Source organism: Euhalothece natronophila Z-M001 (assembly GCF_007904085.1).
GTDB lineage: Bacteria > Cyanobacteriota > Cyanobacteriia > Cyanobacteriales > Rubidibacteraceae > Halothece > Halothece natronophila.
This window is the reverse complement of sequence record NZ_CP042326.1, coordinates 3,152,375-3,177,725: the sequence shown is the minus strand read 5'-3', so window position 1 is coordinate 3,177,725 and position 25,351 is coordinate 3,152,375. Positions and strand designations below refer to the sequence as shown.

The window sequence follows — 25,351 nt, the reverse complement described above, 5'->3', positions numbered from 1 at the left end:
AGTTCGGACTTTTTGGATAAATATCCTTTTTCAGATTAAAAAAAGAGTTACTCTCAAGGGATTAACTAGGAAATACTCTTTTCACAATTCGGAGGTTTCTGCAACAATATTCATCCGTTGCGAAACCAGAGTCATGCCATCACTGCGGACGATAACTGCCGAGAGCCAACGTTGCCCGGGGCTGGATGAGGCTTCCCCAGTCCGAAAAATTCCCCCTCCTGGTAAAACATCTAAATCAAGGGTTTGCGGATTGAGGTAGTTACTGGCAGTGACTTCCTCTTGCATGGCCGTTCCCATTAGAATATCATCCCCCATCGGTTCACGGACAATGACATCAAAGTTAAATCTTTCTCCCACTCCAACCTGATTGGGGGCATTCACTCTCACGCGAGGGGCATTCTCGCCCATAAAGACTTGGGAACTTTCACTGAGGGTTTCTTGGGAGGTAATTTGATCATTATTAATTCGTTGGCGCGATCGCAGCTGGGCTTCTAATTCTACTTGTTGCCCTCTAGCCTGGCGTTCCCCCCGAATATGAGTGACGGTTTCCGCAATCAAATCATCCCCGTCTTCTTCCCAACTTTCCAGTTCTACTTCATAATTCACTTGCGAATAGGTTTCCCAGAGTTGTTGCAACTTTTCGGTTAAGTCTTGACCACTTAACCCTTCTTGGGTATTGAAGTCACTGCTGTAAGCATTGGTAACGGCTTCTAGGTTTTGTTCATTGGCAGCGGTTTCAAATTCGTCTAGGAATTGGGTTAAATTTTTGGGGGCATCATCAGGCGAATTGGCCCAAGCAGGTTTTTCGAGGGGAGTAATGAAGGGGAAAAACAGAGCAATTGTCCCCACTAATGACCATTTAGAGAGTTGTTGAAAAAAAGTATTAACCATATTTTTTGTTATTATGACCCTTTTCAGGAATTATTCTTCAGTATTCATAATTTGAGGAACTTGGAAGAATTCATCTTCACGGTTAGGCGCTTGTTGTAAGAGGGCTTCTTGATCTGAATAAGGGCGCACTTCATCAGGGCGAGTGACGTTTTCCACATCAATAGCGCGAGTGGTGGGAGGAACATCAGTGGTGTCTAACTCGTTGAGTTGTTCGACATACTCTAAGATGCCACTGAGTTGAGTGGTAAATTGTTCTTCTTCTTCTGGGGTGAGTTCTAAACGTGCTAAATGTGCAACTTTTTGGACTTGTTCGAGATCAATCATGGTTAATTAGGTTTTAGAAATAAATATCCATTTCTGAGCGACCTGTGGTTTTGAGCCAGTTTTGCGCTTCAATGTAATTATTGGGCGCAAGTCTGATCGCTTCTTTCCAGTATTCGGCGGCTTGATCAAAAAGGGCTTCCCCTTCTTCGTCTCGCCCTTCTTGTTTGGCTAAATCTCCCTGATGATGGTAGATGACGGCAATGTTATTGAGGGCTTGAGGAAGACGAGAATTTACTTCAATGGCTTCTTGATAATACTGGAGGGCTTTTTCATATTCCCCATTACTGGTGTGAATTAAGCCTATATTGTACAAGATATAACTGCGATCATTGGGATCTTCTTCTAATTTCAGAGCCTCATAATAGTTATCTAAGGCTTCGGCGTATTCTCCATCTGACTGCGCCGACATTCCATCACGGTAGTAGGTAAAGGCTTCTTTTGACTTTTTCTGAGTTGGCAGCATTTTGAGGATTAAGTCTGCCATGACGGTGAAGGATTTATCAATAAAGTTGTCGTTGCGCTGTGTACGTGGCATAGGTTATTAGTCTTCGCTAACCGTTTTCTTCTATATTTTAATGATATTTGCCCCTTGTCTAGGGGAAACGTGACAATTATTAAGCAATAATTCGCACTTGTTCTTCACGACGGGTGAGACTATCACAGAGAAAGCGAACAATGTATTCTTGTAGGGCGTAAGCAAGGTGAGGGGATTCTTGCTTCATTGTTTCAAAGGTGGCGCGATCGAGCTGATATAATTGGCTAGGCGAATCGGCACTCACTAAGGAAGAAAGAGGGGGTTTGCCATAAAAGCGCATTTCTCCTAAAATTGCCCCTTCTGAGTGAGTTTGTAGGCGTTTGGTTTGTCCGTTGGGCAGCTCTAACAAAACACTCACTTGTCCTGATTCAACGAAATAGAGACATTGTTGCTTTGCGCCCGCTTCAAAGATGACTTCTCCTGCTTCTACTTGCTTGGGCTTCAGGTATGGGATAAATTCTTCGGCTTGTTCTGAGGTTAAAAATAAATTCGTTAGTTGTTCTTTTAAGGATTTGTGTTCTTTTTGAGGAAAAATATCTTTAAGAAGCTGATTTTCGCACCATTCTAAGCCTCGATCAAGGTCGGGAAGAATTTTACATCGGGCTTCGTCTTCTTCGGTTGCATCAATTGCCCCACCTTTACGCAATTGTTGTTCTAGTTTGGGGAGGAGATTGGTATAAACAAGGGTGAGGTTTCTTTTTCGCGCTATTTTTAGGAGTTTAATAAAGGTGAGAACCCCAGAGGCATCTAATCCTTCCACTTCTCGAAAATCTATTAGGATATAGCTTAAGGGATTCTCTTCCATTTGATCAACGCGATCGCGCACTCGTCTTAATAAGTAATCCGCAGTGCCAAAAAAGATATAACCACGTAATTCTAAAACTGAAACTTTTTCCCCTCTTGTTTTTAAATAATCTTGCTCTAATTTACTCCGATGAATGTTACTTCTAAGGCTTGCTAGAGAGGTCATATTTTTAACCACATTAATCTGGCTATAATTAAACATAAAAGAAATAACACTCATAACGAAGCCTACGGCAATTCCTTCTAGAAAGCCAACCCAATTAATGACAACGAGGGTAACAATAACAATCAAATAATCAGAAAATCTGAGGCTAAACCAAGCGCGATAAACCCACTGTAGTAGTAAGGATAATCCTAAATACAAAATTAATCCTCCTAAAATTGGCTTTGGAAACAAAGAAATAAACGACGGACCTAAAACTAAAACAAAAAAGCAAAATATTCCTGAGCTAATCCCTGATAATCTGCTTCTTGCCCCAATTTTATCAACTAGGAGGGTACTGGGCAAGGCTTGGTTTCCTACCATTCCTGTACCAAAGCCTGAGGCAATATTGGCAAGTCCGATTGATTCGAGTTCTTGATCTAAACTAATATCTTTGCCAACGACTAATTCAATGCCACTGTTACTTAAAACTAACGAGAGTAAACTCACTAACATTAAGGAAATAATCAGCCCCCAATGAGACGCAATAGCTGACCAGTGAATACTGCCAAAGTCAGAAAAGGCTAAGGGTTGCCAAAGTCCTCCTGATGGGAAATTTTCTAATAACCAGCCTTGTACTCTAGCTTGAGAAAGTGAAGTTCTTGTTACTAATAAAACGCCATAAAATCCTGCAATGAGTCCAATTAATGTTCCGGGCATGACTAGGAAATGGCGATATCGTTCGGACACGAATAATAAAATTAAAGCAATAAATAAAGCCGCTCCCCAGTGAATTAAGGGATCAGCTTGAAAAAACGTATCTAAGTTCTGAAAATTAATAGCAATATCGGTGGTAATTTGAATGGAACCTGTTACTAATAACCAGCCGGTTCCTGCCATAAATCCGCCCACCACTTGATAGGGAATAAAACGGATTTTACTGCCTAATTTTGTTTTTCCTAATGTTAAGAGAAATAAGCCTGTTAAAAGAGAAGAAAGCGCGATCGCGGCAAGAACAGTTATTACAATATCACTAAGGGAAAAATTAGCTTTTAAGTCTTGAACAATCTCATTGGCTAAAATGGCTGTAATGGCAGTTGGAGCCGCCAATGGGGTAGCAATCATGCCGGGAAGGGCACTAAAAATGGCAGCCATAAAGCTAACCATGCCTGTACTAAAAATAGTTAGCCCTACCCCTACCCCTAATTCTGAATTTAAAGCGCCTGAAAAGATTAAAGCGGCATAGGAAATCGCGCGAATTACCCCAATAATGCCAGTAATTAAACCAGCCAATAAACTGAGAAACAGTGTCCTTGGTTCTAAAGTTTCTGATATAGAATTTAATAAATTATTCTGAACTTGTTGACGAGAGCTTACCTGATCGGTCATCCTTCCCCCTAAGCTATTTTAATCTAGGGTGGATTGATTTGGAAAAACAAGCTGTATCTAATGTAACATTTTCCAAGCTCAACCATGATTACAGTGTAAAAACTCGGTATCTTCCTCAAGTTAATAGTGGCGCGATACCCATAATTCTCTTATTGTAGTAATAAAGTTAGGAGAAAAAAGGATAAATAGCCACTCACCATCGGAACTGTGAAATTATCAATGCCCCATTGAGAAATCGCTTCAAAAGCAGTGGCAAAAATTGAAACAATGATCGAAGTGAGCCAAATTTGCCAGCAGTTGCCAAACACAAATAGTAGAATTAAAAAGGAAATCAAGTAACTCACTCCTGCCATGGTGGCTGATCCTTCCCAACTTTTTTTACTTCCTAAAACTTGATAAGGATGTCGCCCAAAATTTTGACCAACTAGCGCGGCTAATCCATCTCCCCACGCCATAGTTAAAATCCCGATCGCGGCATAATAGGGTTTTTCTGGGAAAAAAGAAGCCACTAAAATACCAATACTAAGAGCATAAAAAAACGTTCCTAAACTTTTACGCCCCACACTATTAATACTCGGTAATATAGGAAGAAAATATGATAATAAAGCAGTAACAGCAGCGATCGCGCTAGCACTGATACCAATTACTGCTGGAATTTGAAGCCACCATGCGAACAGAATTACATTTCCGCTACCAATATGAACTACTTTGCGAGTTAATTCAGCTTCTGAAAAAAAGAGTCGGTTTAACAATTCTGCGAATAAAACAATTCCCCCTAAAAACGCAACAACAATAATTAAGGGAGTGATCCTAATGGACGAATCAGCAAATAGTAAAGTTGATAGTAGTAACACCAGTTTTAATTAAACATCCATTCTTCAAGAATTGGTTGAATTGTTTTTAATTCTTCTAAGGAAAGCAAGTCTAAACTACCTTCTGAGTTAACCTTGGCAAAAAAGAGTAACGGCACTAGTGGCGTATATATGCCATATTCATAATTATCATAAGAAAAGGTAGCAAGGAGTTGAAACTCTTCAGTTTCTAATCCCCCTTCTGTTTCAATTTCTAACGTTAGAATATCATCGTCTTCTGGTTCAGGCAATTCTCCAGAAACGGTAAGGGTAAAAGAAGTTGGTTTGAGAATCAAATCTTCCTCTGCTAAACTAGCTTCTGCTTCTGGAAGAAGTCTCTCAATATCTGCTTCGTCTTCTATGAGAATTGCTTGTTCTTCATCTTTATCTTCTTCCCATAAAATAATGGAAATTGGAGAGTCAATGGGTAAGAGAAGATAGTATTGAACCCCTTTTGACTTAAATGATTGTTCTACATAACAGTACAGCGATCGCGCTTTTTCATCAACCAGAACTTTAATTTCTGGGGAGGAAGGGGGTTGATCTTGAGAAAACGGAGATGAAGACATAACACCGAACATAGTGGAATAGTTTTCAACATATCATACTGGGATACCTAAATAAACCGTAAGCTGAAGATCCTCCGCAAGCCTGAACCTTCCTAATGAAAAACCCGCAACTATTCAGTTAACTAGCCTGAACCAGAAAACCGAACAATTACGAGTTTTTATAGGGTTAATTAAATTGTCTTAAAACTACGGCATGGGGTGGAAGAGTAAATCAGGAAAAAAGCGATTAAACTCAATTAAAAGTCCAGCAGTAAAGGCTAAAAGAACCGTAGCTAAAACAGGCGCACTAGAAAGAAATGTTTTCAAACCGTCCATAATATCAATCTCCAACTATCAACACATCACTAACGAGGAGAAATGGGAATTTCCCCTTCTTTCGCCGTTAACTCCCCAGAGAGAAATTCTTTGAGAGCGGCAGCTGGCCAAGCAAACCCACTGAGCATAATTTTGAAAGCCCGAGGAACATCTAGGAGAATTTCTTTTTGTTCTGGATTTTTCTCCTCTCTAACCGAAATTAGATAAGCTCGACCAACCCAGCCGATCCAACCGGCAATGTATAAGAACAAAACGCTGGGGATCAGAAAGTCACCGGCACGAGAAAGGCGACCATCTACCACTAGGTGGGGTAAGCCTTCGGGGCCACAAAGGGCTTGAGAATAGCGTTCAGCACGTTTTTGTCCTGAGTTGGGGTCAGCAGTAGTATTACGGAAGTTTTCCGCCCGTTGTTGGAAAGCTTCAGATTCGCTACAAGGGGTGAGTTGAGCATTTCCTTGTGCTTGGGCTTGAGCAGGGGCTGCAAACCCAAAAAGCAACATTACTGATAAAGTTAAAGCAAGCAGTCTTGGCATAAATTGTTTCCTTTTGTTACAACTTAATTGATTTTCTTGTACAAAAGATAACGCAGCTAATGAGTACGTTAAGTGTAAATATTAACCTTGGATTGTTTTTCCGTAAAGTTAATATTTCTAAATATCTAAGAATCTTTTTCAAAAATTACCAATGTGTATAATCCTAGCAATCGAAACGAGTTGCGATGAAACGGGTGTGGCAATTGTTAAGAATCGTCACATTTTAAGTAACATTGTTGCTTCGCAAATTGATATTCATCGCCGTTACGGCGGCGTTGTTCCTGAAGTTGCATCTCGCCAGCATCTAGAAGTTATTAATATTTGTTTAGAGCAAGCCTTCACTGAATCTCAGTTAAGTTGGGAAGAGATAGATGGCATTGCTGTGACGGTTGCCCCTGGGTTAATGGGGTCATTATTAGTGGGGTTAACCACGGCAAAAACTCTTGCGATGATTCATAATAAGCCTTTATTGGGCATTCATCATCTAGAAGGGCATATTTATGCCAGTTATCTGAGTGATCCTCAGTTAGAACCGCCTTTCCTTTGTTTGTTAGTGTCAGGGGGGCACACGAGTTTAATTGCAGTTCGTGATTGTGGAGATTACACCCTACTAGGGAATACTCGCGATGATGCGGTGGGAGAAGCCTTTGATAAAACAGCTCGTTTATTAGGGTTAGGCTACCCAGGGGGACCCGCGATTGATCGCGCTGCCGCTGCTGGCAATCCTTTTGCTTATTCTCTCCCGGAAGGAAAAGTGTCTCACCCTGATGGGGGATATTATGCCTATGAATTTAGTTTTAGTGGCTTAAAAACTGCTGTCTCACGTTTAGTGAAGCAATTAGAAGCCCAAGGAGAGTTACCTGTGAATGATCTAGCTGCCTCTTTCCAAGAAACCGTAGCGCGATCGCTGAGTGAACGAACCATTGCCTGTGCTTTAGAATATAACCTCAATCCAATAGTTGTCGGCGGTGGCGTAGCAGCTAACCGAACTTTAAGAGAAAAGTTACAGCAAAAAGGGCAAGAAAAAGGCTTAACCATTCATTTTCCACCGATGAAACTTTGTACTGACAATGCAGCGATGATTGCTTGTGCTGGCGTTCAACATTATCAGCGTGGGCAATATTCCTCTCTCACTCTTAGCGCAACCTCGCGTCTGCCCCTCAATGAAGCGATGAGTCTTTATGCTTAAAAGCCACATTGGGTTACTTATTTTTGATCTAGTTTTTGCGCGATCCAAGTTTTATAGTCGTTCCAATTCAGTTCCGTAGTGCAGCCATCTTGGCTGCTACTAGGGAGCAAGATGCTCCCACTACTTTTAGGTTGCTGTTTTTTATTTGGAATCACTATAAAGCTCCGGCTTAAAAAAAAGGGGGGGGATCGGAGTTGAATTTCCTTAAAAAAAAGGGACAATAAGAGTTGAAATTTCCTGTAAAGAGCGGCTCACTAGCGCCAGAGTAAAAAAGTTGGGTAACGCTAGCCCCCCTTCAGAAAGGGCAGGGCTGTTTCATTCTATTTTTTTGTCTGTTCCAGACATTAGAAATAGCAGGGGTTTCACGGATTTTTTCTTAAGAATAAGTCAAATCAGAAGAAATAATCGCGATCGCGCCACCCTGTCAGGGTTTCAGACGATCACTTTCAATTTTCACCCCGAGAATGAAACAGCCCTGCTTCAGAAAGGGGGGTTGGGGGGATCATAACTCAATGCTAATTGTGGTTTAAATGCTAGGTTCAAAAATCAGAAAAAATGATCGCGATCGCCGCTAGCCCCCTTAAAATTGCATACTGCTCACTAATGTTAAAATAGAGATGCCTTGAACTTTATTCTGTAAAATCTAAAACCATGAGAATTATTCAGACAAAAGGAATTGTGAAAAATGGAGATTTATGCGCTAATGATGAATCAGAATAAAATTATCTGTCTAATAGAAGAAAAGAAACCAGAAATTATACAAATTTTAGAAAAATATAAGGCTTCTAATCTTCGTATTTTTGGCTCTTACGCTAGGGGAGAAGAAACTCCCGAAAGTGATCTAGATTTATTAGTGGATATGGAAGCTGGCACTAGCTTATTTGATAGAATTGCTTTGATGCAAGAATTAGAAGATTTACTAGGGGTTCAAGTCGATATTGCTAAACCTGAAAACCTACATCATTTAATTCGAGAAAAGGTTATGGATGAAGCAATAACTTTATGAAAAACCAGCTTCTTTATTTAAATAATATTAAAGAATGTATTGAAAATATTGAAACCTACACTCAAGAAGGGAAAACAGTTTTTCTACAAAACCGAATGATGCAAGATGCTGTTATTCGTAATTTAGAGGTTATTGGAGAGGCAACGAAACGATTATCTTATCAAATACGAGAACAATATTCTGATGTCCCTTGGCGAAAAATGACAGGATTAAGAGATGTCTTAATTCACGATTATCTAGAAGTAGAGTTAGAGGAAGTTTGGGGAATTGTTGAGCTTTATTTGCCAGATTTAAAGGTTAGGGTAGATGAAATTATCAAAGAATTGTCTTAGCCAATCACTAATTTGGTCAAAGAGTAAGTGATACCATTTCTAAAAACTCAAGTTACAATTAATTCCTCCCTTAAAAAGGCAGAGTCGTTTCATAATGAAAATAACAAACATTCACGCTGCAAAAACCTCCCTTTCACAACTGATTGAATCAGCATTACAGGGAGAAGAAGTCATTATTAGCAAAGCAGGTAAACCTCTTGTCCGTCTAATTCCCTATACTTCTAGCCAAGAACCTAGAATACCAGGAGACTGGGCGGGTCAAGTCAAAATGGCTGATGATTTTGATACCACTCCCGAAGAAGTTATTCAAGGCTTCTATGGAGAGGAAACATGAAGTACTTACTAGATACTCACACGCTACTTTGGTGGTTGGACAATAATCCAATTCTCTCTTCGTCAGCACGGGAAGTGATTGTCAATCCAAATAACTTAATTTTTGTTAGTGCAGTCAGTGCATGGGAAATCAGCATCAAAAAAGCAATCGGAAAGCTAGAAGCCCCGTCTGACTTGCAAGCCACGATTAAGCGCAATCGGTTTGAACCTTTATCTATTTCAAGATGGACTAGAAGCGGGGGCTTTACCGAACTACCATAAGGATCCATTTGATCGAAGGCTAATTGCTCAAACTCTCAGTAATAAACTCACAATTATCACGAGAGATGAGAAATTGAAACAATACAATGTCTCTTTGCTTAGTGCTTAATCTAAGTCACATTAGCCCCTTTTTTAAGGGAGGTTAGGGGATATCCTCACCCAGCACCAGATAAAACCAGTCTATTTTGAAGACAATGAATTATTTACCTTATAACAAAAAATTAGTATCAAGAGCTAAAGAACTAAGGAAAAATATGACCGTAGCAGAACAGAGAATATGGAAAAGTTACCTAAGGAGTTTTCCCTATCGGGTTTATCGACAACGCCCTATAGAAAATTTTATTGTTGACTTTTATTGTCCTCAATTAAAATTAGTTATTGAAATTGATGGTGAAAGTCACTACACTGAAAATGCTCAAGACTATGACAGAGAAAGGACACAAATTTTACAAGGTTATGGTTTAAAGGTGATTCGATTTAAAAACGATGATGTTTTAAATAATTTGACAGGGGTTGTTAACTTAATTGAGAAAATGATTCCCCATTAAACTAAAATCGGGATCACTAGCGCCAGAGTGAACACCTTGGCTAACGCTAGCCCCCCTTACGGAAGGCAGGGCTGTTTCATTCTATTTTTTTGTCTGTTCCAGACATTAGAAATAGCAGGGGTTTCACGGATTTTTTCTTAAGAATAAGTCAAATCAGAAGAAATAATCGCGATCGCGCCACCCTGTCAGGGTTTCAGACGATCACTTTCAATTTTCACCCCGAGAATGAAACAGCCCTGCCTTACGGAAGGGGGGTTGGGGGGATCACAACTCAATGCTAATTGTTGATTAAATGCTAGGTTTAAAAAAAGTTAGGTGGTAGTAGATCCCCCCTAGCCCTCCTCACTTCGCTCCGGTTAAAAAAGGGGGGGATCGGAATTGCAATTCCTTCAAAAAAGGGATAATAAGAGTTAGAATTTCCTGTAAAGATCGGCTCACTAGCGCCAGAGTGAAGAGATTGGGCGACGTTAGCCCCCCTTTCCGGAAGGGGGGTTGGGGGGATCATGACTCAGCGCTAATTGTTGATTAAAGGCTAGGCTTAAAAATTAGTTAAGTGGTAGCAGATCCCCCTCGCCCTGCTGAAAAAAGGGGGGAGATCAGAATTGTAATTCCTTGAAAAAGATGGAAATAAGATAAACAATACAACGTCTCTTTGCTTAGTGCCTAATCAAGGGGTTCTTACGCGACTCCATAGGCAGCAAAGATTAGACTAATGTTAAAATAGAGATGCCTTGAACTTTATTCTGTAAAATCTAAAACCATGAGAATTATTCAGACAAAAGGCATTGTCAAAAATGGAAATTTGTGCGCTTCTATACCTGAAGAAATAAAAAATGGTGAAGTTGACGTAATTATTGTTTCTTCTGAGCAACCTGATGAGTTTGAACGTCGCTATCAAATAATGCAAGAGAAAGGATATGATAAACCTGAAAAAGTAAGAGAGTTGATTCAACAAGTTAAACAAGAGATGCTCAAAGAAAAAGGAAGAGAAGAGTGAGCATTATTTTTAGGCGAATATTTTTAGATACAAATATCTTTATTATCGGTGATGCTGATAAGGAAAGCCCAGAAAGTCTTATTTTAGAAGCCTTTGGGTATCGAGGAAAGGTAAGCTCTTTTACTGCTGAGATTATCTTTTCCGATGAATTAATTGACCAAATTCGTAGAGTTGCTAAATATTTATATGGAAAGCAGCAAGCTGGGAAAATATTGGCTAATCTATGGCATTGGCTTAATATTTACTATATTCCATCAACCATTGATTGGAAGGAAGAAGAGTTAGAGCTATTAAAACAGCAAATAATTCCGTCTGAAGATATTGAAATTTATTTAACTGCAAAATACGGTGAAGCTGATTGTTTTGTTTCAGGAAACCGAAAGCTATTAACATCTATTGCAATGTTTGATTGTTTAACACCAGAGGAATTTATTAAAAAATATTTGTAAAAGCTATAAGATCGGCTCACTAGCGCCAGAATGAAAAGATTGGGTAACGCTAGCCCCCCTTTCCGGAAGGCAGGGCTGTTTCATTCTATCAAAATGGGGAGTAGCCAAAGCCTCTGTCCAAGCCATCTTCGGCCTTCGGTAATTGATAAAAAGCCTAAAAGTCGGAAAATATTAAGGCAAATGGTTTTTAAAATCGAAAAATTCACCGCAGGAATTTTGGCTCTTTGGGGGGAGATATCTTCCTTAAAAATTACATCTTTTACCCAATGTAGCTGATTTTCGATTGTCCAATGTCCCTGAATTTTTTGGCTAAAATCTTGCGCAGTTTGGTAGCAACTGCTCAAATAATAAACAATTTGATGATAAGGCTTATTTTTTCGAGGGCCTTTCCTTTCTACTTTGATAAAACACTGACTATTGACCCAAACTTCTTGAAGAGTTTCTGGAATTCTAAAGATAGATACAGTTCGAGTAACTTGTCTTCCGTGACTGGTTTCTGTTCGGATATCTTCCTGATAAGAAATCTGATTATGAGCGATTTCTTCTAAACTGTTGTACAATTTAGGTTGATTTTTCTTAACGGCAATTACATAATCATTACGAGAGCGATTAATCGTTTTAATTGTTTCTTTTTGACAGTGAACTGCATCGAGGGTCAAAACTTGATTTAATAAAGGCGTGTTATCGACCATCTCTCGAACGCAGTTAATTTCTGAAGTCTTTTTATTCTCCAATTTTTCCAAAGCTAAAACGAGTCCATTTTCTTGAGAAAACCAAGAGACAATTGAAGCAAAATTCTGTTTATTTCCGTAGTAATCAGTTAAAGTTGATTTGATACTCTTGCCATCGATCGCGATCCAATCTGGATTTTCTTCTTTTGAGGATAATTGAGTTGCCCATTGATTAAAAATTGGAATTAAATTGTCGTTTTCTATTCCCATCATTATTCTTCTAATGGTGGAATAGGATGGGACTTTAAGTTGCGGATTTTTCGCAAGGCGAAGAAGATAGTCATGATGATTGTTGGCAAAAGCAGATAGATCTCTATAGCTTAAACAACCTACCATTAGCCCTAAAATAACAATTAAGAGTATCCACCATAGGGGATGTCTTTGTCCACTGGAATCTCGCCAGTCCTTGACTTGTTTTAAGTAACTGATTAAGCTAGACATCTTAGAAATTTTTCTAAAAATGCGCGATCGCGCTCATGGTTCAAGTTGCGCGATCGCGCTTTACTTTTACAATTTTACCCCGAGAATGAAACAGCCCTGCTTTCCGGAAGGGGGGTTGGGGGGATCATTGCTTAAGGGAAAGTTGATTTGATAGCAAGGGTGACCTATTTTTGATCTAGTTTTTGCGCGATCCAAGTTTTAATAACGGCTTCTCGATTAACTCCCAATCGTTTTGCTTCTTCATCTAATCCTTTAATCATCCATTGCGGAAAGTTAACATTAATTGGCTTGCTCTCTAACTCAGGGCGTTTAAGAGTGGATAAATCAAAAAATTCCATTACATCTTCACCAGCATCAAATTTCTTATCTAATTCTTCAGGATTCATATACTCTTATCTCCTCTTGACGCGATCTTCTTACCGAAATGATGCGAATTGTTTGATGACGATAAGTAACAATTGCAGACCAGTATTTCCCCTCAATTTTACCAATAATCATAAATCGAGGCTCTGTGGTTGATTGGGCTTCAATTTCTACCCGAAGTGGATCTAACCAAAGTTGTTGCGCTTGTTCAAAGTTAATTCCATGTTTAGACTGATTACTTTTACTTTTCGCAGGATCATATGTAAATTTCACGACTAATCAATTTAAATGCTCTCTTAAAGGATGAGCTAACAACTAATTTTCTCATTCATTCATTTAGATATTTAATTGTTTCATCAATTGTCCCTCTAAAAACATTATCTTGTTCATATTCTTGATTAGCTTTATTAATATTTTTAGCAATTTCATCTCTTCTTTGTTCATTGGCTTGATACTTAATAATATTAATTAAATCTTCCTTTTCATCAAGAGAAAGTTGATCGATTAGCTTTAAGATTTCTTTGACTTGTGCGGTTGCCATTTGAATTAACTGAGGTATTTTTACTAATTGCCATTATAGCAAGATGATCTAATTAGTAAAAAGTTGAGTAACGCTATCCCCCTTACGATTTGGGAGGATCATCACTCAGGGCGATTTGTTGATTAAATGCTAGGTTTAAAAAAGTTAGGTGGTAGTAGATCCCCCCCTACCCCCCCTTAAAAAAAGGGGGGAATAAGAGTTGAATTTCCTTCAAAAAAAGGGACAATAAAAGTTAGAATTTCCTGTAAAGATCGGCTCACTCGCGCCAGAGGGAAGAGATTGGGTAACCTTAGCCCCCCTTTCAGGAAGCAGGGCTGTTTCATTCTATCAAAATGGGGAGTAGCCAAAGCCTCTGTCCAAGCCATCTTCGCCCTTCGGTAATTGATAAAAAGCCTAAAAGTCGGAAAATATTAAGGCAAATGGTTTTTAAAATCGAAAAATTCACCGCAGGAATTTTGGCTCTTTGGGGGGAGATATCTTCCTTAAAAATTACATCTTTTACCCAATGTAGCTGATTTTCGATTGTCCAATGTCCCTGAATTTTTTGGCTAAAATCTTGCGCAGTTTGGTAGCAACTGCTCAAATAATAAACAATTTGATGATAAGGCTTATTTTTTCGAGGGCCTTTCCTTTCTACTTTGATAAAACACTGACTATTGACCCAAACTTCTTGAAGAGTTTCTGGAATTCTAAAGATAGATACAGTTCGAGTAATTCGTCGTCCGTGACTGGTTTCTGTTCGGATATCTTCCTGATAAGAAATTTGATTATGAGCGATTTCTTCTAAACTGTTGTACAATTTAGGTTGATTTTTCTTAACGGCAATTACATAATCATTATGAGAGCGATTAATTGTTTTAATTGTTTCTTTTTGACAGTGGACAGCATCTCGGGTCAAAACTTGATTTGATAAAAGTGTGTTGTCCACCATTTCTCGAACACAGTGAATTTCTGAAGTCTTTTTATTTTCCAATTTTTCCAAAGCTAAAACGAGTCCATTTTCTTGAGAAAACCAAGAGACAATTGAAGCAAAATTCTGTTTATTTCCGTAGTAATCAGTTAAAGTTGATTTGATACTCTTGCCATCGATCGCGATCCAATCTGGATTTTCTTCTTTTGAGGATAATTGAGTTGCCCATTGATTAAAAATTGGAATTAAATTGTCGTTTTCTATTCCCATCATTATTCTTCTAATGGTGGAATAGGATGGGACTTTAAGTTGCGGATTTTTCGCAAGGCGAAGAAGATAGTCATGATGATTGTTGGCAAAAGCAGATAGATCTCTATAGCTTAAACAACCTACCATTAGCCCTAAAATAACAATTAAGAGTATCCACCATAGGGGATGTCTTTGTCCACTGGAATCTCGCCAGTCCTTGACTTGTTTTAAGTAACTGATTAAGCTAGACATCTTAGAAATTTTTCTAAAAATGCGCGATCGCGCTCATGGTTCAAGTTGCGCGATCGCGCTTTACTTTTACAATTTTACCCCGAGAATGAAACAGCCCTGCCTTGCTAAGGGGGGTAGAGATGAGAACTCTCCTTCTAAGGGGGGTAGGGATGAGAACTCTACTTCTGATGATGGCTCAGATGGGAGTGTTGGGGAGGTAGATGCTGTTGAGCAGAATCGTATTAGCACTTTTGCCCTGAATCAGCCTCGCTCTTAGTTAGTGCCATTGGCAGGGATAGCGATGTTAATTGTTACTGCGGTGACGGTGATTGTGCCAGAGGTAGGGCGCAGGGAAATGTCGCCGTTACGGTTTCCTTCTCAAATTACTCTCGCTGGTTGGAATTTAGAAAATAGTGAGCCTCTAGTGGATGAACCAGAGACGGAGTTAAGTTTACATCGCCTACGTTCTGGGCAAGAATATGAATATCAACAGGGAGATAATGAAATCGCGATCGCGCTTCGGTTGTATAGCCCGACTTTCGGCAATGTGGAAAGTTATGTGCGTCGAATTTATGGAAGTTCTCACCGAGAAGCCTATCGGGAAGGGGAAGATCGCTATTTATCAGGAATCGGCAATTATCGGGTGTTTCATGATGAGGAAACTGCCTATTTAACCGCTTGTGTTGCCCCAGAAGGGGAAAGCACTGTTAGTGTTTCTGACTATGTTAATCAAACCAATGCCACGGTATTTTCACCACAGGGAGTGATTCCTAGAGTTTTAGCCCAAAGAAGTTTGCGAGAGCGGCGGTGTTTGTGGGTGCATTTATCCACGCCTTTACAAGGGGAATCACCAGAGGCGAGGGAAGAAGTTTTGGAAGAGGCTTTTGAGGAGGGGTTTCCGAAGTGGCAGCGGTTATTTTAATCATTAGTCATTAGTCATTGGTCATTAGTCATTGGTCATTAGTCATTGGTCATTGGTCATTAGTCATTAGTCATTGGTCAGTGGTCATTGGTTATTGGTTTACAAACAACAAAGGACAAAGGACAAAAACGCCATGAGAGTAAAAACTTGCTATAGTTGAGATTGCCAGAATTGATTTCGCAGATAACTCCGAACTTCCATTAGCATTTTCCCGAGTTGGTTTTCTCCGCTGCCATCTTTTCCGCGTCCCCAATAATAATCCCTTGGGGAGTCTTCTACTAATAATTCTTCGCCTGTTTCTAGTAAAGCCTTTTGCACATCTTTGTGGGTGAGAAACTTGGTTAAGACTGCTTGCCACATTACCTCTCGCTTGGCTGTACCCCAGTCAGGGCGGATAATCCGATCGCGATCTCGCCCTGTTGCCGCTGCTTGTTCTGGAGTTGGCAAATGACGGATCACCTCCATTAGAGGCTCATCAGGAGTTCCTAATAGCTTATGGGCTTGATAATAATGTTCTACAGTTGGCCATTCTTTGCCGTCTATAATTATCTGATGAGGAGAAAAATTAGAAAAGCAACCATAAGGTTGATCGGCTTTATAGAAATAAATCGCCATAGAGCTTGCTATTAGGTCTAACTCAATTGTATCGAATTATGAGCGTTGAGCTGCCAGCGCGATCGCGATCGGCAAGATATGATGTTCTTGCGGTTGAATCCGTTGATGGAGAGTTTCGGGGGTATCTCCTTCTAATACGGGAACAGCGGCTTGGATTAAAATGGGGCCACTATCTACTTCCGGGCGAACTAAATGCACAGTACAACCTGCAATTTTAACCCCTGCATTTAAGGCGCTTTCCACCCCATTGATCCCCTTAAAACTAGGCAATAAACTAGGATGAATATTAATAATATGATCCGGAAAAGCATTAATTAACACTGGAGTAACCACTCGCATCCACCCTGCCATAATTACCCAATCTACCTGATGGGCTTTGAGAGTTTCTACTAACACCTGATCAAACTCCTCTCGGGTGGCATAATCCCGATGGTTACAGAAAACCGTGGGAATACCAAATTCTGCTGCCTTTTCTTTGACTTTCGCTTGTGGCTTATTGTAGATGACCACTTGAATTTTTGCGTTAAGTTTTCCTTGCGCGATCGCGTCTGCCACTGCAATAAAATTACTACCCTTTCCCGAAGCCATTACCCCTAAAGACAAAGGCTTGGATAATTTCAGTTCTTCCCAAGACACCTGAGGAGAAATAATTACCGAATCTGTCACTGACCACCTCAACTTAACCTTCTCCCTAATTCTTAATCCTTCTTCGCCAGTTGTCAATTGTTTAGGGGGAATCTGCTATGATTTGACTTTTTGACATGGTATAACATTAAAGAGTCGGTGAGATTAACAAGGGAGTCAGTTAATGCTGATTAAAGGAATTAAAAAAGGAAAAACCATTGAGTTGTTGCAAGAAATAGATTTCCCTGATAACCAAGAGGTGTTAATCGAAATTCAAGAACCTAAAAATTTTTGGTCAGCTTTACAGGAGTTTAGAGCAAGAGCCGATTTAGAAAGTTTTGATGATGATACGTTTGAGAATGTCCGGGATAAATCCTCGGGTCGCGAAAAGGGTATCAGAATTGGCATGAATTGTTGGGAAACCTCACCTTTTTGATTTCGGGTAAACCTCACCGACGATTACACTTCTTTTTGTAATATAGAAATTGAAAAGTAAAGCAGTGAGAAACCTTAATTTAGGAGGTGAAGCTGTATGGCACTAGTTCGCTGGAATCCTTATGCAGAATTAGAAACCCTTCGTCGTCAAATGGATCGTCTCTTTGATGAAGTAGGGGACTACAATGGATTGACCGATCAGCTTTGGCAACCAGCTGTAGAACTTAATGATGCAGGAGAAAACTTAGTTCTAAAAGTGCAACTGCCGGGCATTCACCCTGACAACTTAGACATTAATGCCTCTCGCGACTCCATCACCATCAGCGGTGAATATCGCCACGAACAAGAGAACAAACCTCAAAACATCTATCACTCGGAGTTCCAATACGGTAAGTTTCATCGCACCATCGGCTTACCCGTCGGCATCCAACAAAATCAAGTCGAAGCCGACTATAACAACGGCATCCTAACGCTACGACTTCCCAAAGTAGAAGAAGCAATGAATCGTTCAGTAAAAGTAAATATTGGCGGTCAATCTAATCCTGCACTGAACGCCAATAACTAATCCTAACAATTAGTTTGCAGAAAGCGGGGTGAGGTTTGCCTCATCCCATTTTTTTCTTTAAAACCGTTCTACACTCCCTGCAAATAAAGGTTCTACGCGAATTGCAATAATACTAGAAGGGCGTACCACCATGTATTCTCCCTGAATATTCTTAATGGGAACAGTAATAAACTCATTAGACTCCCCATTAGGCTTTAATTCTCCCTTGTACCATTTCTGAAAATCCTGAATTGTGGGAAAACGCACTTCCTCACGATGACCACTGCTTAAAAACAAATATACGGCATACTCATCTGGGGTGCGAGGCATAAGAACAACTCCTGCAACAATAACAATCCTTAATTTATCAGGAAGTGGCGGTTTTGTCGTGATAGCCTACTGTTGTTCTAATTCCAAGTGCTGGATATTCTCTTGTAATTTTTGTTGTACCATTTCAGGATTAACCCCTAAGCGGCGAGAGGCTTCTGCTAAAGAAAGGTGCATATTACCAATGCGAACTTTTGTGTTTTCATCTAAGATTAATTCTCCATTAGCATCAACTTCAAAATTACCACTAAGTCCCACATACACTTGCTGCTGATTGAATCGGGGAAAAGAATCCATTGCTCGTTCTAATATATTCTTTTCAGAACCTTCTAGTTCATCTTTAGAAATCGCACTCGGTTGAATAACTGTGCCAATTTCTAACTGATTGTTTTCAACTTTAGTGCGAACTCCTTGGCTGGCTTTTAAAAAAGGTTGAATTCTTTGATTATTGGATAATTCGCGATTAATAATTTGATCTAATTCTTGTTGTTTGGAAGGGCTTTCACCAGAGTCCGAAGAAGATGAAAAATTCTCTTCAGGTTTCTGTTCATCTCCTTTAGTGTCTTCACTATTATTATAGGTGGTCTCTGATTGGAGATTCATTTCTGCTGTGTACCAATCAGGAACTGCTGTAAATTGTCTCCAAAAATAATAAGCACCTGCACCAGCTAAACCGACGAAAGCAAGAAGAATAATGAGGGCTGTTTTATGTATTTTCATAGTTTTAATCTCGCAATTGTACTGGCATTACTAAATAAGTCATTTTTAAGCCTCCTAAGGGAGTAAAAATAATTGGCTGGCTTGCTTCATTAAGCTGCATCTGGATTTCATTTCCCTTAAAGGCTTTGAGTCCATCCATTAAGTATTTAACATTAAAAGCAATATCAATGCTATCTCCTGTTACTTCTGCTGATATTGATTCTTGGGCGCTACCCACTTCTTTAGCATCTACAGATAACGATAATTGTTGGTTTTCACTATCAATGCTAAATTTAACCACGTTATTTTGCTGGTCGGCTAAAACCGCTACTAATTCAAGACTATTTAAGAGGCGTTTTCGTTCCAAGGAAAGTTGGCGAGAAAATTGATTGGGAAGCAACTGATTATAAGCAGGATAATTCCCTTCTAATTTGCGAGTAGTCAAGCGTTGGGAGTCTAGTTCAAAGGCAACTTGCACTTCATCGCAGTTCATTGTTACCACTGCATCTTCTTTTTGGGTTTTAATCATCCGTTCCAATTCTCGTAACGCCCGTGCAGGAATAGTGACAGCAAAGCCTTCGCTTGCCCCTTCAATTCCTTCTTGGGTGGTTTCTAGCACTGCGAGACGGTGTCCATCGGTGGCAGCAAATTCGAGACTGTCTTCTTTGCGTGTTAAATGAACCCCAGTTAAAACTTGTTTTGCTTCTTCGGTACTAGCAGCAAATAGCGTGGAACTTAAGCCATCAATGAGGGCTTCTACAGGCACTTGTAAGGCTTCTTCTGTGTTAATTTCAGGTAAGTTAGGATATTCGTCGGCATTCATCCCCCGAAGCCGAAATCGCCCTGATGCGGAAATAAGAGTCGCACTAAAACTGTCATTGTCTTCTTCTTCCTCTTCCATTCCCAACAAGGTAATTTCTCCTTCTGGGAGACGGCTAACAATATCACTGAGAAGTTTAGCGGGTAGAGTAAAGGTATGATTATCACTGACTTGGGCAGGAAAACTCGTTTGTAGCCCTAAACTCAAGTCAAATGCGGTGAGGGTGATGCGTTGGGTTTCGGCGTTGGTTTGAAAGAGAACATTCCCTAAAACAGGATGAGTCGGGCGTGAGGGAACAGCGCGACTGACGAGAGAAAGGTTAGTTTTGAGGTCGCTTTGGCTGCAAACAAGTTTCATCTATTCTTTATGAATTATCCTAGTTGATTCCTGATAATATTATATTAATGAATGAGTATTGTGCAAGTATTTTTTTATTCTTTAGTTATGTCACAGCAAAAACTCGAAAGACTCAAAAATAGCTATCTTGATATTAGTGATAATTTTGAAATAGGATGGAATATTTTTTTGGAGCAAAAGAATAATTTATTATGGTTTTTATTGATTTTAAATTTACCTATAGCTATTATTGAACAATTTGTGCCTGATCCTGATCCACAGGGAGGATTTGATTCTCCATTTATCATTCCTTTTTTTATTGTGGCTATGCTGATTGGCATTATTATTAATTTAGCTATTCATATCCTCACCGAAAAAAGTATTATGCAAGAAAGCAGTCAGGCTATTTTTACTTTAAAAAAAGTTTCTTCTAAAGTATTGATAGCTTTACTCACGGGAATTTTATTTTTCATAATGGTTTTTCTCGGATCTTTATTTTTTCTCATACCCGGAATTTACTTGGGTGTTATTTTTGCTTTCTTTACTGAGGCGATCGCGCTTCGCAATTGTCAATTAGATGCCTTTAACTATAGTCGAAACTTAGTCAAAGGTCAATTTTGGAAAGTCTTTGGTCGGTTATTAATTTTGGGGGTTTCTTTAGTAATTTTGGTGTTATTTATTACAGTTCCTATCGGATTTATTTCTGTTGTATTAAATAATTTACCTATTATCAGTTTTATAATATCAGTTATTTCTAGCTTGATAATAGTAGCAATTAATTATTTATTTGTCATTATTTTTACAGTTTACTTTTTAAATTTAGATTACTTAAGGAATGGTTTACCGCAACGTGTTTAGAGTTCTGCCATTAAGTTTTTTTTCGCCATTGAGCACTTTGAGCGCGATCGCTGTTAATTTCTAAAACTCTAATTCCGCTTTTTGGAAGCTCACTTAATAGGGAGGGAAATTGTTCCCAACTAGAAATTAATTGATACTCAATCCCATAAGTAGCACATAAGGCAGAAAAGTCTAGATTTTGTGGTGTAGTAAAAAACTCTTCAAAAACTTCTTGAAATTCTGAAATCGGTAACATTTCAAAAATGCCACCGCCGTTATTATTAACTAAAATAATGGTAAGATGTCCCTGTAATTGTTGACGCTGTAAGAAGCCATTAGTGTCATGAAGAAGGGCTAAATCGCCTGTTAAACAAATAGCAGGTTTTCCCTGATGGGCAATCCCTAAAGCCGTAGAAAGTGTACCATCAATGCCGTTTGCCCCACGATTAAATAAGGGATAGATTTGTCTTTCATTCGGTTGCCAAAACCATTCTACATCACGCACAGGAAGACTATTCGCAATAAAAATGGGAGTTTCTTGGGGAAGAATTTGAGATAAATACCAAGGGATTTTCGGTTCAATTAATTCTTCTGTCTTGGTAAGTTTGTTATCAATACTTTGGCGCGTGTTGGCTTCTAAAGAAAGCCATTTTTGTTGATAGTTAGATAAAGGCGGAAAAGTGGCATTAATTTGGAAAATATCAGACAAGGTGAGGTGGAGGGGAATAGTTTTTTGATGAAGCGGATCAACATTTTCCCCTGCGGTTTCAATGATCCAAGAGAGGGGGGAAATCTCACTTAACCAACTGCGAAGGGTTTTACTGGTAGGAAATGCCCCAATTTGAATAACCATCTCTGGGGTGAGGGCGTTTGCGCTTTCCCGACTACGCAAAATAAAGTCATAAGTAGAGACTAAATTAGGAACTAAATGGGCATAATTTCTAACAGGAGAGAGTCCTTCTGCTAAAACCACCCATCCCAAAAGATTAGAAAGATGCGCGATCGCGCGACAGTATTTTTCTGCATCGAGAGGCTGATCTACGCCAGCAATAATAATTCCGCGATCGCTGTTTTTCCATGTTTCCCAAGGTAACGGCTGTTGGATTGTGGGGTTGATAGGGGGAACTAAATGGGAGAAAAACCCGTCAAAGTCAGCTAAGGTTCTCTTCATGGTTTCTGGAATCGGAGCAAGGGGATCACGAAAGGGAATATTCAGGTGAACCGCTGCCGAAAAAGGAAAGCGCGATCGCGTCACTGCTTGCACCACAGTCTGTCTCAAATATCGTAACTGATCCATCTCCTCACTCGGGAGACTTAACTCCGCATACCAGCTGGGATAATTACCATAGAGTTTCTGCTGATCAATCGTTTGTCCACTGTGACAATGACGTAACTCAGGGGGGCGATCCGCAGTTAAAATTAACAAGGGAACGCCACTTTCTCTAGCTTCGATCACCGCAGGATAAAAATTTGCCCCAGCCGTTCCTGAAGTACAAACCAACGCCACAGGAATCCCTGTTATTTTTCCTCTCCCTAAAGCAAAAAACGCTGCTGATCGTTCATCTAAAATCGGAATTGTCTCAATTTCGGGATGTTTTGCAAAAGCAGTAGTTAATGGCCCCGAACGAGAACCCGGACACACTACCGCTGTGGTTACCCCCAAATGAAAGAGAGTTTCCACTAACACGGAACTCCATAGCGTATTCACATTCCGAAAATCTAGATTCATTATATTTGTTATTAGTCATTGGTCATTAGTCATTGGTCATCAGTCATTAGTCATTAGTCATTAGTCATTAGTCATTAGTCATTGGTCATTAGTCATTGGTCATTAGTCATTAGTCATTGGTCATTAGTCATTGGTCATTAGTCATTAGTCATTGGTCATTAGTCATTGGTCATTAGTCATTAGTCATTGGTCATTAGTCATTAGTCATTGGTTTACAAACAACAAAGGACAAACAACAAAGGACAAAAAACTTAACTCATAACCATGCCGCCATCAACATTAAACACTTGTCCAGTAATATAAGCCGCAGCAGGATCACCAGCTAAAAATCTCACCATACCAGCAACTTCTTCTGGTTGACCATAACGAGCAAGGGGAATATATTTTAAGATATCTTCCGCATCAAGTTCTTCTGTCATTTCTGTTGCAATAAAACCAGGGGCAACCGCATTCACCGTAACATTACGAGAAGCCAATTCTTTTGCCATTGTTTTAGTAAAGCCAATTACGCCAGCTTTCGCTGCACTATAGTTAGCTTGCCCAGGATTGCCCATTTGTCCAGCCACTGAGGCAATATTGATAATTCTTCCCTGACGCTGTTTGAGCATAATTTTACTAACCGCTTGAGTACAGAGAAAAACCCCAGTGAGATTGAGATTAATCACTGCTTGCCAATCTTCTAATTTCATCCGTAACAAAAGGGTATCGCGAGTAATGCCAGCATTGTTGACTAAAACATCAATACTTCCCCACTGGGAACGGGCTTCTTTCACTAAATTTTGCACTTGTTCAGCATCGCTGACATCGCCTTGAATGGCAACGGCTTCTCCTCCTTGATCCTTAATTTTTTTTACAATTCCTTCCGCCGCCTCTGACGAACGAGCATAATTAACCACGACCTTTGCCCCAGCTTCAGCTAAAGCAAGCGCGATCGCGCTACCGATTCCCCGTGAAGCGCCCGTTACAAGTGCGACTTGATCAGATAAATGTTGTGCCGTCATTTAATAATCCTTGCTGTCTGTTAAATTGCCACATCTAGCTTCCTAGAAATTAGACTAAAAATCAACTCCCGTGGAAAAAGTAGAATTTGTTACCTACAATTTCCCTGAATCCGATACAATCAGAACAAATTTTCAGCTATAACCAGTGGTGTGTTTTCTTGGAGGATAGAATCATTAATTTACCAACCCACAATCAAACCCCTTCCCTACTAAAAATATCTGGCGAAAGTAAATTACAGGGCAATGTCACTATTAGTGGCGCTAAAAACTCAGCGTTAGCAATAATGGCTGGAACTCTGCTTTGCTCAGGTCAATGTCGTTTACGAAATATCCCCTCCCTAGTGGATATTAACCATATGGGAGACGTATTAGCTAGCGTTGGCCCCAAATTACATCGCGAGAAAGATATCCTCGACCTTGATACCCAAGAGATTACCACTTCTAAACCTCCTTATGAGTTGGTTTCTCGCCTCAGAGCCAGTTTTTTCGTCATTGGCCCCCTATTAGCCCGTTTAGGAGTGGCTCGCGTTCCTTTACCAGGCGGTTGTGCCATCGGCGCTCGTCCCGTTGACCTTCATGTGCGTGGTTTAGAAGCCATGGGAGCAAAAGTCAGAATCGAGCATGGCATTGTTCATGCTGATATTCCGGGTTATAAAAATCGCTTACAGGGAGGAGAAATTTATTTAGATTATCCTAGTGTGGGCGCAACAGAAACCATTTTAATGGCAGCCACCCTTGCTGAGGGAGAAACCAAAATTGAAAACGCTGCCCGTGAACCCGAAGTGGTAGATTTAGCCAACTTCTGCAATGCCATGGGGGCAAACGTACAAGGGGCTGGTACCAATACGATTACCATTTCTGGTGTTAAATCTCTTCATAGTGTGGATTATTCCATCATTCCTGATCGCATAGAAGCTGGAACCTTTTTAGTAGCCGGGGCAATTACCCACTCCGAAATTTCCTTATCGCCTGTGATTCCAGAACATTTAATCCCTGTGATTGCAAAACTGAGAGCGATGGGCGTTAAAATCCTGATGGAAGAGCCAAATTGCTTGCGGGTCATTCCAGGGTCACTTCAGGGAACTGATATTGAAACCTTACCTTATCCAGGATTTCCCACGGATATGCAAGCTCAGTTAATGGCTTTACTGGCGATTAGTGAAGGGGATAGTGTCATCACCGAAACTGTCTTTGAAAACCGCCTCCGTCATGTTGCCGAATTAAAACGAATGGGGGCTGATATTCGCTTAAAAGGGCAACAGGCAATTATTCGGGGAGTTTCAATGCTAACGGGTGCACCAGTAGTAGCAACGGACTTACGAGCCTCTGCTGCTTTAGTTGTGGCTGGACTAGCGGCAAAAGGTACAACTACCATTCAAGGCTTGCATCATCTCGATCGCGGCTATGATAACTTAGAAGGTAAATTAAGACAATTAGGGGCAAACTTAGAACGAGTCACTGTTGACGAAGCTGATCTTCCTTTACCGATAATGTGACAAGAAGGCAATCATTATACCGCTAGGTTAAT

35 protein-coding genes are annotated in these 25,351 nt (G+C 39.9%); 14 read left to right on the top strand and 21 right to left on the bottom strand.

Translation table 11 applies throughout. The features are described 5' to 3' along the window. Nucleotides 1-81 precede the first annotated feature (81 nt). From FRE64_RS15675 to FRE64_RS15640, 8 genes are all read right to left on the bottom strand, one after another. On the bottom strand, nt 82-891 hold the full coding sequence (locus tag FRE64_RS15675) for a nuclear transport factor 2 family protein (RefSeq protein WP_146297087.1): 810 nt from the start codon (nt 889-891) through the stop codon (nt 82-84). A gap of 30 nt (nt 892-921) precedes the next feature. Next, nucleotides 922-1,215, bottom strand: a complete 294-nt coding sequence (gene gatC, locus FRE64_RS15670; protein ID WP_146297086.1) for an Asp-tRNA(Asn)/Glu-tRNA(Gln) amidotransferase subunit GatC — start codon at nt 1,213-1,215, stop codon at nt 922-924. A gap of 13 nt (nt 1,216-1,228) precedes the next feature. Next, on the bottom strand, nt 1,229-1,750 hold the full coding sequence (locus tag FRE64_RS15665; RefSeq protein ID WP_146297085.1) for a photosystem I assembly protein Ycf3: 522 nt from the start codon (nt 1,748-1,750) through the stop codon (nt 1,229-1,231). Nucleotides 1,751-1,829: 79 nt separating this feature from the next. Beyond that, on the bottom strand, nt 1,830-4,085 hold the full coding sequence (locus FRE64_RS15660; protein ID WP_146297084.1) for a SulP family inorganic anion transporter: 2,256 nt from the start codon (nt 4,083-4,085) through the stop codon (nt 1,830-1,832). 149 nt (nt 4,086-4,234) lie between these two features. Then, nucleotides 4,235-4,939 (bottom strand): diacylglycerol/polyprenol kinase family protein, encoded by a 705-nt coding sequence (locus FRE64_RS15655; protein WP_146297083.1) that lies wholly within the window; start codon nt 4,937-4,939, stop codon nt 4,235-4,237. A gap of 5 nt (nt 4,940-4,944) precedes the next feature. Beyond that, nucleotides 4,945-5,505 (bottom strand): DUF3727 domain-containing protein, encoded by a 561-nt coding sequence (locus FRE64_RS15650; RefSeq protein ID WP_146297082.1) that lies wholly within the window; start codon nt 5,503-5,505, stop codon nt 4,945-4,947. Nucleotides 5,506-5,691: 186 nt separating this feature from the next. After that, nucleotides 5,692-5,820 carry a photosystem I reaction center subunit IX gene (gene psaJ / locus FRE64_RS15645; RefSeq protein WP_146297081.1) on the bottom strand — a complete coding sequence of 43 codons (129 nt, stop codon included), beginning with the start codon at nt 5,818-5,820 and terminating at the stop codon, nt 5,692-5,694. 29 nt (nt 5,821-5,849) lie between these two features. Then, nucleotides 5,850-6,353, bottom strand: a complete 504-nt coding sequence (locus tag FRE64_RS15640) for a Photosystem I reaction center subunit III (RefSeq protein ID WP_146297080.1) — start codon at nt 6,351-6,353, stop codon at nt 5,850-5,852. Between the two features lie 151 nt (nt 6,354-6,504). Here FRE64_RS15640 and tsaD point away from each other — a divergent pair, with 151 nt between their 5' ends. Then, a complete protein-coding gene (tsaD, locus tag FRE64_RS15635; protein WP_146297079.1) occupies nt 6,505-7,542 on the top strand; it encodes a tRNA (adenosine(37)-N6)-threonylcarbamoyltransferase complex transferase subunit TsaD in 1,038 nt (345 codons plus the stop codon). 17 nt (nt 7,543-7,559) lie between these two features. Here tsaD and FRE64_RS17595 read toward each other — a convergent pair whose 3' ends face one another. Then, on the bottom strand, nt 7,560-7,697 hold the full coding sequence (locus tag FRE64_RS17595; RefSeq protein ID WP_186708880.1) for a hypothetical protein: 138 nt from the start codon (nt 7,695-7,697) through the stop codon (nt 7,560-7,562). Nucleotides 7,698-8,227: 530 nt separating this feature from the next. Here FRE64_RS17595 and FRE64_RS15630 point away from each other — a divergent pair. The 7 genes from FRE64_RS15630 to FRE64_RS15600 all read left to right on the top strand — a co-directional run bounded on the left by FRE64_RS15630 (nt 8,228) and on the right by FRE64_RS15600 (nt 11,468). Further along, a complete protein-coding gene (locus FRE64_RS15630) occupies nt 8,228-8,548 on the top strand; it encodes a nucleotidyltransferase family protein (protein WP_246140341.1) in 321 nt (106 codons plus the stop codon). Continuing rightward, entirely contained in the window at nt 8,545-8,880 is a 336-nt protein-coding gene (locus tag FRE64_RS15625) for a HepT-like ribonuclease domain-containing protein (protein ID WP_146297078.1), read from the top strand. Before FRE64_RS15630 ends, FRE64_RS15625 begins: the two co-directional genes overlap by 4 nt. Before the next feature lie 94 nt (nt 8,881-8,974). Beyond that, complete coding sequence (locus tag FRE64_RS15620; RefSeq protein ID WP_146297077.1) at nt 8,975-9,214, top strand: type II toxin-antitoxin system Phd/YefM family antitoxin; 240 nt, start codon at nt 8,975-8,977, stop codon at nt 9,212-9,214. After that, nucleotides 9,211-9,474 (top strand): type II toxin-antitoxin system VapC family toxin, encoded by a 264-nt coding sequence (locus tag FRE64_RS15615; RefSeq protein WP_246140340.1) that lies wholly within the window; start codon nt 9,211-9,213, stop codon nt 9,472-9,474. Before FRE64_RS15620 ends, FRE64_RS15615 begins: the two co-directional genes overlap by 4 nt. Nucleotides 9,475-9,668: 194 nt before the next feature. After that, nucleotides 9,669-10,022 carry an endonuclease domain-containing protein gene (locus tag FRE64_RS15610; protein WP_186708878.1) on the top strand — a complete coding sequence of 118 codons (354 nt, stop codon included), beginning with the start codon at nt 9,669-9,671 and terminating at the stop codon, nt 10,020-10,022. A 760-nt stretch (nt 10,023-10,782) separates the two neighbouring features. Next, the gene (locus FRE64_RS15605; RefSeq protein ID WP_146297075.1) at nt 10,783-11,019 is read left to right on the top strand and encodes a hypothetical protein; all 237 of its coding nucleotides are present in this window, start codon (nt 10,783-10,785) and stop codon (nt 11,017-11,019) included. After that, nucleotides 11,016-11,468 carry a PIN domain-containing protein gene (locus FRE64_RS15600; RefSeq protein WP_315862635.1) on the top strand — a complete coding sequence of 151 codons (453 nt, stop codon included), beginning with the start codon at nt 11,016-11,018 and terminating at the stop codon, nt 11,466-11,468. The genes FRE64_RS15605 and FRE64_RS15600 overlap by 4 nt, the downstream gene beginning before the upstream one ends. An 80-nt stretch (nt 11,469-11,548) precedes the next feature. On the opposite strand, the gene FRE64_RS15595 is transcribed toward FRE64_RS15600, so the two are convergent. The 5 genes from FRE64_RS15595 to FRE64_RS15575 all read right to left on the bottom strand — a co-directional run bounded on the left by FRE64_RS15595 (nt 11,549) and on the right by FRE64_RS15575 (nt 14,955). Beyond that, the gene (locus FRE64_RS15595) at nt 11,549-12,640 is read right to left on the bottom strand and encodes an ISAs1 family transposase (protein ID WP_146297074.1); all 1,092 of its coding nucleotides are present in this window, start codon (nt 12,638-12,640) and stop codon (nt 11,549-11,551) included. A 164-nt stretch (nt 12,641-12,804) separates the two neighbouring features. Further along, on the bottom strand, nt 12,805-13,026 hold the full coding sequence (gene brnA / locus FRE64_RS15590) for a type II toxin-antitoxin system BrnA family antitoxin (protein ID WP_146297073.1): 222 nt from the start codon (nt 13,024-13,026) through the stop codon (nt 12,805-12,807). Then, nucleotides 13,016-13,276, bottom strand: coding sequence for a BrnT family toxin (locus FRE64_RS15585; RefSeq protein ID WP_146297072.1), 261 nt, complete (start codon nt 13,274-13,276; stop codon nt 13,016-13,018). The genes brnA and FRE64_RS15585 overlap by 11 nt, the downstream gene beginning before the upstream one ends. A gap of 55 nt (nt 13,277-13,331) precedes the next feature. Next, complete coding sequence (locus tag FRE64_RS15580) at nt 13,332-13,544, bottom strand: hypothetical protein (protein WP_146297071.1); 213 nt, start codon at nt 13,542-13,544, stop codon at nt 13,332-13,334. Nucleotides 13,545-13,863: 319 nt separating this feature from the next. Beyond that, a complete protein-coding gene (locus FRE64_RS15575) occupies nt 13,864-14,955 on the bottom strand; it encodes an ISAs1 family transposase (RefSeq protein ID WP_146297070.1) in 1,092 nt (363 codons plus the stop codon). A 19-nt stretch (nt 14,956-14,974) separates the two neighbouring features. Here FRE64_RS15575 and FRE64_RS15570 point away from each other — a divergent pair, with 19 nt between their 5' ends. Then, nucleotides 14,975-15,211: a hypothetical protein gene (locus FRE64_RS15570; RefSeq protein WP_146297069.1), complete on the top strand. Its 237-nt coding sequence runs from the start codon at nt 14,975-14,977 to the stop codon at nt 15,209-15,211. A gap of 24 nt (nt 15,212-15,235) precedes the next feature. Continuing rightward, a complete protein-coding gene (locus tag FRE64_RS15565) occupies nt 15,236-15,856 on the top strand; it encodes a cyanoexosortase A system-associated protein (RefSeq protein WP_146297068.1) in 621 nt (206 codons plus the stop codon). 150 nt (nt 15,857-16,006) lie between these two features. Here the strand turns inward: FRE64_RS15565 and FRE64_RS15560 are convergent, their stop codons facing one another. Beyond that, nucleotides 16,007-16,471, bottom strand: a complete 465-nt coding sequence (locus FRE64_RS15560; protein WP_146297067.1) for an NADAR family protein — start codon at nt 16,469-16,471, stop codon at nt 16,007-16,009. Nucleotides 16,472-16,507: 36 nt separating this feature from the next. Beyond that, the gene (gene purN, locus FRE64_RS15555) at nt 16,508-17,137 is read right to left on the bottom strand and encodes a phosphoribosylglycinamide formyltransferase (protein ID WP_146297066.1); all 630 of its coding nucleotides are present in this window, start codon (nt 17,135-17,137) and stop codon (nt 16,508-16,510) included. Between the two features lie 142 nt (nt 17,138-17,279). On the opposite strand from purN, the gene FRE64_RS15550 reads away from it, so the two are divergent. Both FRE64_RS15550 and FRE64_RS15545 read left to right on the top strand, forming a co-directional pair. Beyond that, complete coding sequence (locus tag FRE64_RS15550) at nt 17,280-17,531, top strand: hypothetical protein (protein WP_146297065.1); 252 nt, start codon at nt 17,280-17,282, stop codon at nt 17,529-17,531. A gap of 96 nt (nt 17,532-17,627) precedes the next feature. Continuing rightward, nucleotides 17,628-18,095 carry an Hsp20/alpha crystallin family protein gene (locus FRE64_RS15545; RefSeq protein WP_146297064.1) on the top strand — a complete coding sequence of 156 codons (468 nt, stop codon included), beginning with the start codon at nt 17,628-17,630 and terminating at the stop codon, nt 18,093-18,095. 57 nt (nt 18,096-18,152) lie between these two features. On the opposite strand, the gene FRE64_RS15540 is transcribed toward FRE64_RS15545, so the two are convergent. The 3 genes from FRE64_RS15540 to dnaN form a co-directional block, all read right to left on the bottom strand. Continuing rightward, the gene (locus tag FRE64_RS15540; protein WP_146297063.1) at nt 18,153-18,404 is read right to left on the bottom strand and encodes a hypothetical protein; all 252 of its coding nucleotides are present in this window, start codon (nt 18,402-18,404) and stop codon (nt 18,153-18,155) included. A 66-nt stretch (nt 18,405-18,470) separates the two neighbouring features. Continuing rightward, the gene (locus FRE64_RS15535) at nt 18,471-19,121 is read right to left on the bottom strand and encodes a hypothetical protein (protein ID WP_146297062.1); all 651 of its coding nucleotides are present in this window, start codon (nt 19,119-19,121) and stop codon (nt 18,471-18,473) included. Between the two features lie 4 nt (nt 19,122-19,125). Continuing rightward, nucleotides 19,126-20,277 carry a DNA polymerase III subunit beta gene (gene dnaN, locus FRE64_RS15530; protein ID WP_146297061.1) on the bottom strand — a complete coding sequence of 384 codons (1,152 nt, stop codon included), beginning with the start codon at nt 20,275-20,277 and terminating at the stop codon, nt 19,126-19,128. 51 nt (nt 20,278-20,328) lie between these two features. Between dnaN and FRE64_RS15525 the strand changes: the two genes are divergently transcribed. Then, complete coding sequence (locus FRE64_RS15525) at nt 20,329-21,114, top strand: hypothetical protein (protein WP_146297060.1); 786 nt, start codon at nt 20,329-20,331, stop codon at nt 21,112-21,114. A gap of 10 nt (nt 21,115-21,124) precedes the next feature. Here FRE64_RS15525 and menD read toward each other — a convergent pair whose 3' ends face one another. Together menD and fabG are read right to left on the bottom strand one after the other, a co-directional pair. Beyond that, a complete protein-coding gene (menD, locus tag FRE64_RS15520; protein ID WP_146297059.1) occupies nt 21,125-22,822 on the bottom strand; it encodes a 2-succinyl-5-enolpyruvyl-6-hydroxy-3-cyclohexene-1-carboxylic-acid synthase in 1,698 nt (565 codons plus the stop codon). 251 nt (nt 22,823-23,073) lie between these two features. Then, nucleotides 23,074-23,823, bottom strand: a complete 750-nt coding sequence (fabG, locus tag FRE64_RS15510; RefSeq protein WP_146297058.1) for a 3-oxoacyl-[acyl-carrier-protein] reductase — start codon at nt 23,821-23,823, stop codon at nt 23,074-23,076. A gap of 173 nt (nt 23,824-23,996) precedes the next feature. Between fabG and murA the strand changes: the two genes are divergently transcribed. Further along, the gene (gene murA / locus FRE64_RS15505; protein WP_146297393.1) at nt 23,997-25,319 is read left to right on the top strand and encodes a UDP-N-acetylglucosamine 1-carboxyvinyltransferase; all 1,323 of its coding nucleotides are present in this window, start codon (nt 23,997-23,999) and stop codon (nt 25,317-25,319) included. Nucleotides 25,320-25,351: the final 32 nt, after the last annotated feature.

Bases quoted from the DNA above. Each gene is read 5' to 3' on its own strand.
- FRE64_RS15675 (WP_146297087.1), bottom strand. From the start codon at position 891: ATGGTTAATACTTTTTTTCAACAACTCTCTAAATGGTCATTAGTGGGG.
- gatC (WP_146297086.1), bottom strand. From the start codon at position 1,215: ATGATTGATCTCGAACAAGTCCAAAAAGTTGCACATTTAGCACGTTTA.
- FRE64_RS15665 (WP_146297085.1), bottom strand. From the start codon at position 1,750: ATGCCACGTACACAGCGCAACGACAACTTTATTGATAAATCCTTCACC.
- FRE64_RS15660 (WP_146297084.1), bottom strand. From the start codon at position 4,085: ATGACCGATCAGGTAAGCTCTCGTCAACAAGTTCAGAATAATTTATTA.
- FRE64_RS15650 (WP_146297082.1), bottom strand. From the start codon at position 5,505: ATGTCTTCATCTCCGTTTTCTCAAGATCAACCCCCTTCCTCCCCAGAA.
- psaJ (WP_146297081.1), bottom strand. From the start codon at position 5,820: ATGGACGGTTTGAAAACATTTCTTTCTAGTGCGCCTGTTTTAGCTACG.
- FRE64_RS15640 (WP_146297080.1), bottom strand. From the start codon at position 6,353: ATGCCAAGACTGCTTGCTTTAACTTTATCAGTAATGTTGCTTTTTGGG.
- tsaD (WP_146297079.1), top strand. From the start codon at position 6,505: ATGTGTATAATCCTAGCAATCGAAACGAGTTGCGATGAAACGGGTGTG.
- FRE64_RS15630 (WP_246140341.1), top strand. From the start codon at position 8,228: ATGGAGATTTATGCGCTAATGATGAATCAGAATAAAATTATCTGTCTA.
- FRE64_RS15625 (WP_146297078.1), top strand. From the start codon at position 8,545: ATGAAAAACCAGCTTCTTTATTTAAATAATATTAAAGAATGTATTGAA.
- FRE64_RS15620 (WP_146297077.1), top strand. From the start codon at position 8,975: ATGAAAATAACAAACATTCACGCTGCAAAAACCTCCCTTTCACAACTG.
- FRE64_RS15615 (WP_246140340.1), top strand. From the start codon at position 9,211: ATGAAGTACTTACTAGATACTCACACGCTACTTTGGTGGTTGGACAAT.
- FRE64_RS15610 (WP_186708878.1), top strand. From the start codon at position 9,669: ATGAATTATTTACCTTATAACAAAAAATTAGTATCAAGAGCTAAAGAA.
- FRE64_RS15605 (WP_146297075.1), top strand. From the start codon at position 10,783: ATGAGAATTATTCAGACAAAAGGCATTGTCAAAAATGGAAATTTGTGC.
- FRE64_RS15595 (WP_146297074.1), bottom strand. From the start codon at position 12,640: ATGTCTAGCTTAATCAGTTACTTAAAACAAGTCAAGGACTGGCGAGAT.
- brnA (WP_146297073.1), bottom strand. From the start codon at position 13,026: ATGAATCCTGAAGAATTAGATAAGAAATTTGATGCTGGTGAAGATGTA.
- FRE64_RS15580 (WP_146297071.1), bottom strand. From the start codon at position 13,544: ATGGCAACCGCACAAGTCAAAGAAATCTTAAAGCTAATCGATCAACTT.
- FRE64_RS15575 (WP_146297070.1), bottom strand. From the start codon at position 14,955: ATGTCTAGCTTAATCAGTTACTTAAAACAAGTCAAGGACTGGCGAGAT.
- FRE64_RS15570 (WP_146297069.1), top strand. From the start codon at position 14,975: ATGCGCGATCGCGCTCATGGTTCAAGTTGCGCGATCGCGCTTTACTTT.
- FRE64_RS15565 (WP_146297068.1), top strand. From the start codon at position 15,236: ATGTTAATTGTTACTGCGGTGACGGTGATTGTGCCAGAGGTAGGGCGC.
- FRE64_RS15560 (WP_146297067.1), bottom strand. From the start codon at position 16,471: ATGGCGATTTATTTCTATAAAGCCGATCAACCTTATGGTTGCTTTTCT.
- FRE64_RS15550 (WP_146297065.1), top strand. From the start codon at position 17,280: ATGCTGATTAAAGGAATTAAAAAAGGAAAAACCATTGAGTTGTTGCAA.
- FRE64_RS15545 (WP_146297064.1), top strand. From the start codon at position 17,628: ATGGCACTAGTTCGCTGGAATCCTTATGCAGAATTAGAAACCCTTCGT.
- FRE64_RS15540 (WP_146297063.1), bottom strand. From the start codon at position 18,404: ATGCCTCGCACCCCAGATGAGTATGCCGTATATTTGTTTTTAAGCAGT.
- FRE64_RS15535 (WP_146297062.1), bottom strand. From the start codon at position 19,121: ATGAAAATACATAAAACAGCCCTCATTATTCTTCTTGCTTTCGTCGGT.
- dnaN (WP_146297061.1), bottom strand. From the start codon at position 20,277: ATGAAACTTGTTTGCAGCCAAAGCGACCTCAAAACTAACCTTTCTCTC.
- FRE64_RS15525 (WP_146297060.1), top strand. From the start codon at position 20,329: ATGAGTATTGTGCAAGTATTTTTTTATTCTTTAGTTATGTCACAGCAA.
- menD (WP_146297059.1), bottom strand. From the start codon at position 22,822: ATGAATCTAGATTTTCGGAATGTGAATACGCTATGGAGTTCCGTGTTA.
- fabG (WP_146297058.1), bottom strand. From the start codon at position 23,823: ATGACGGCACAACATTTATCTGATCAAGTCGCACTTGTAACGGGCGCT.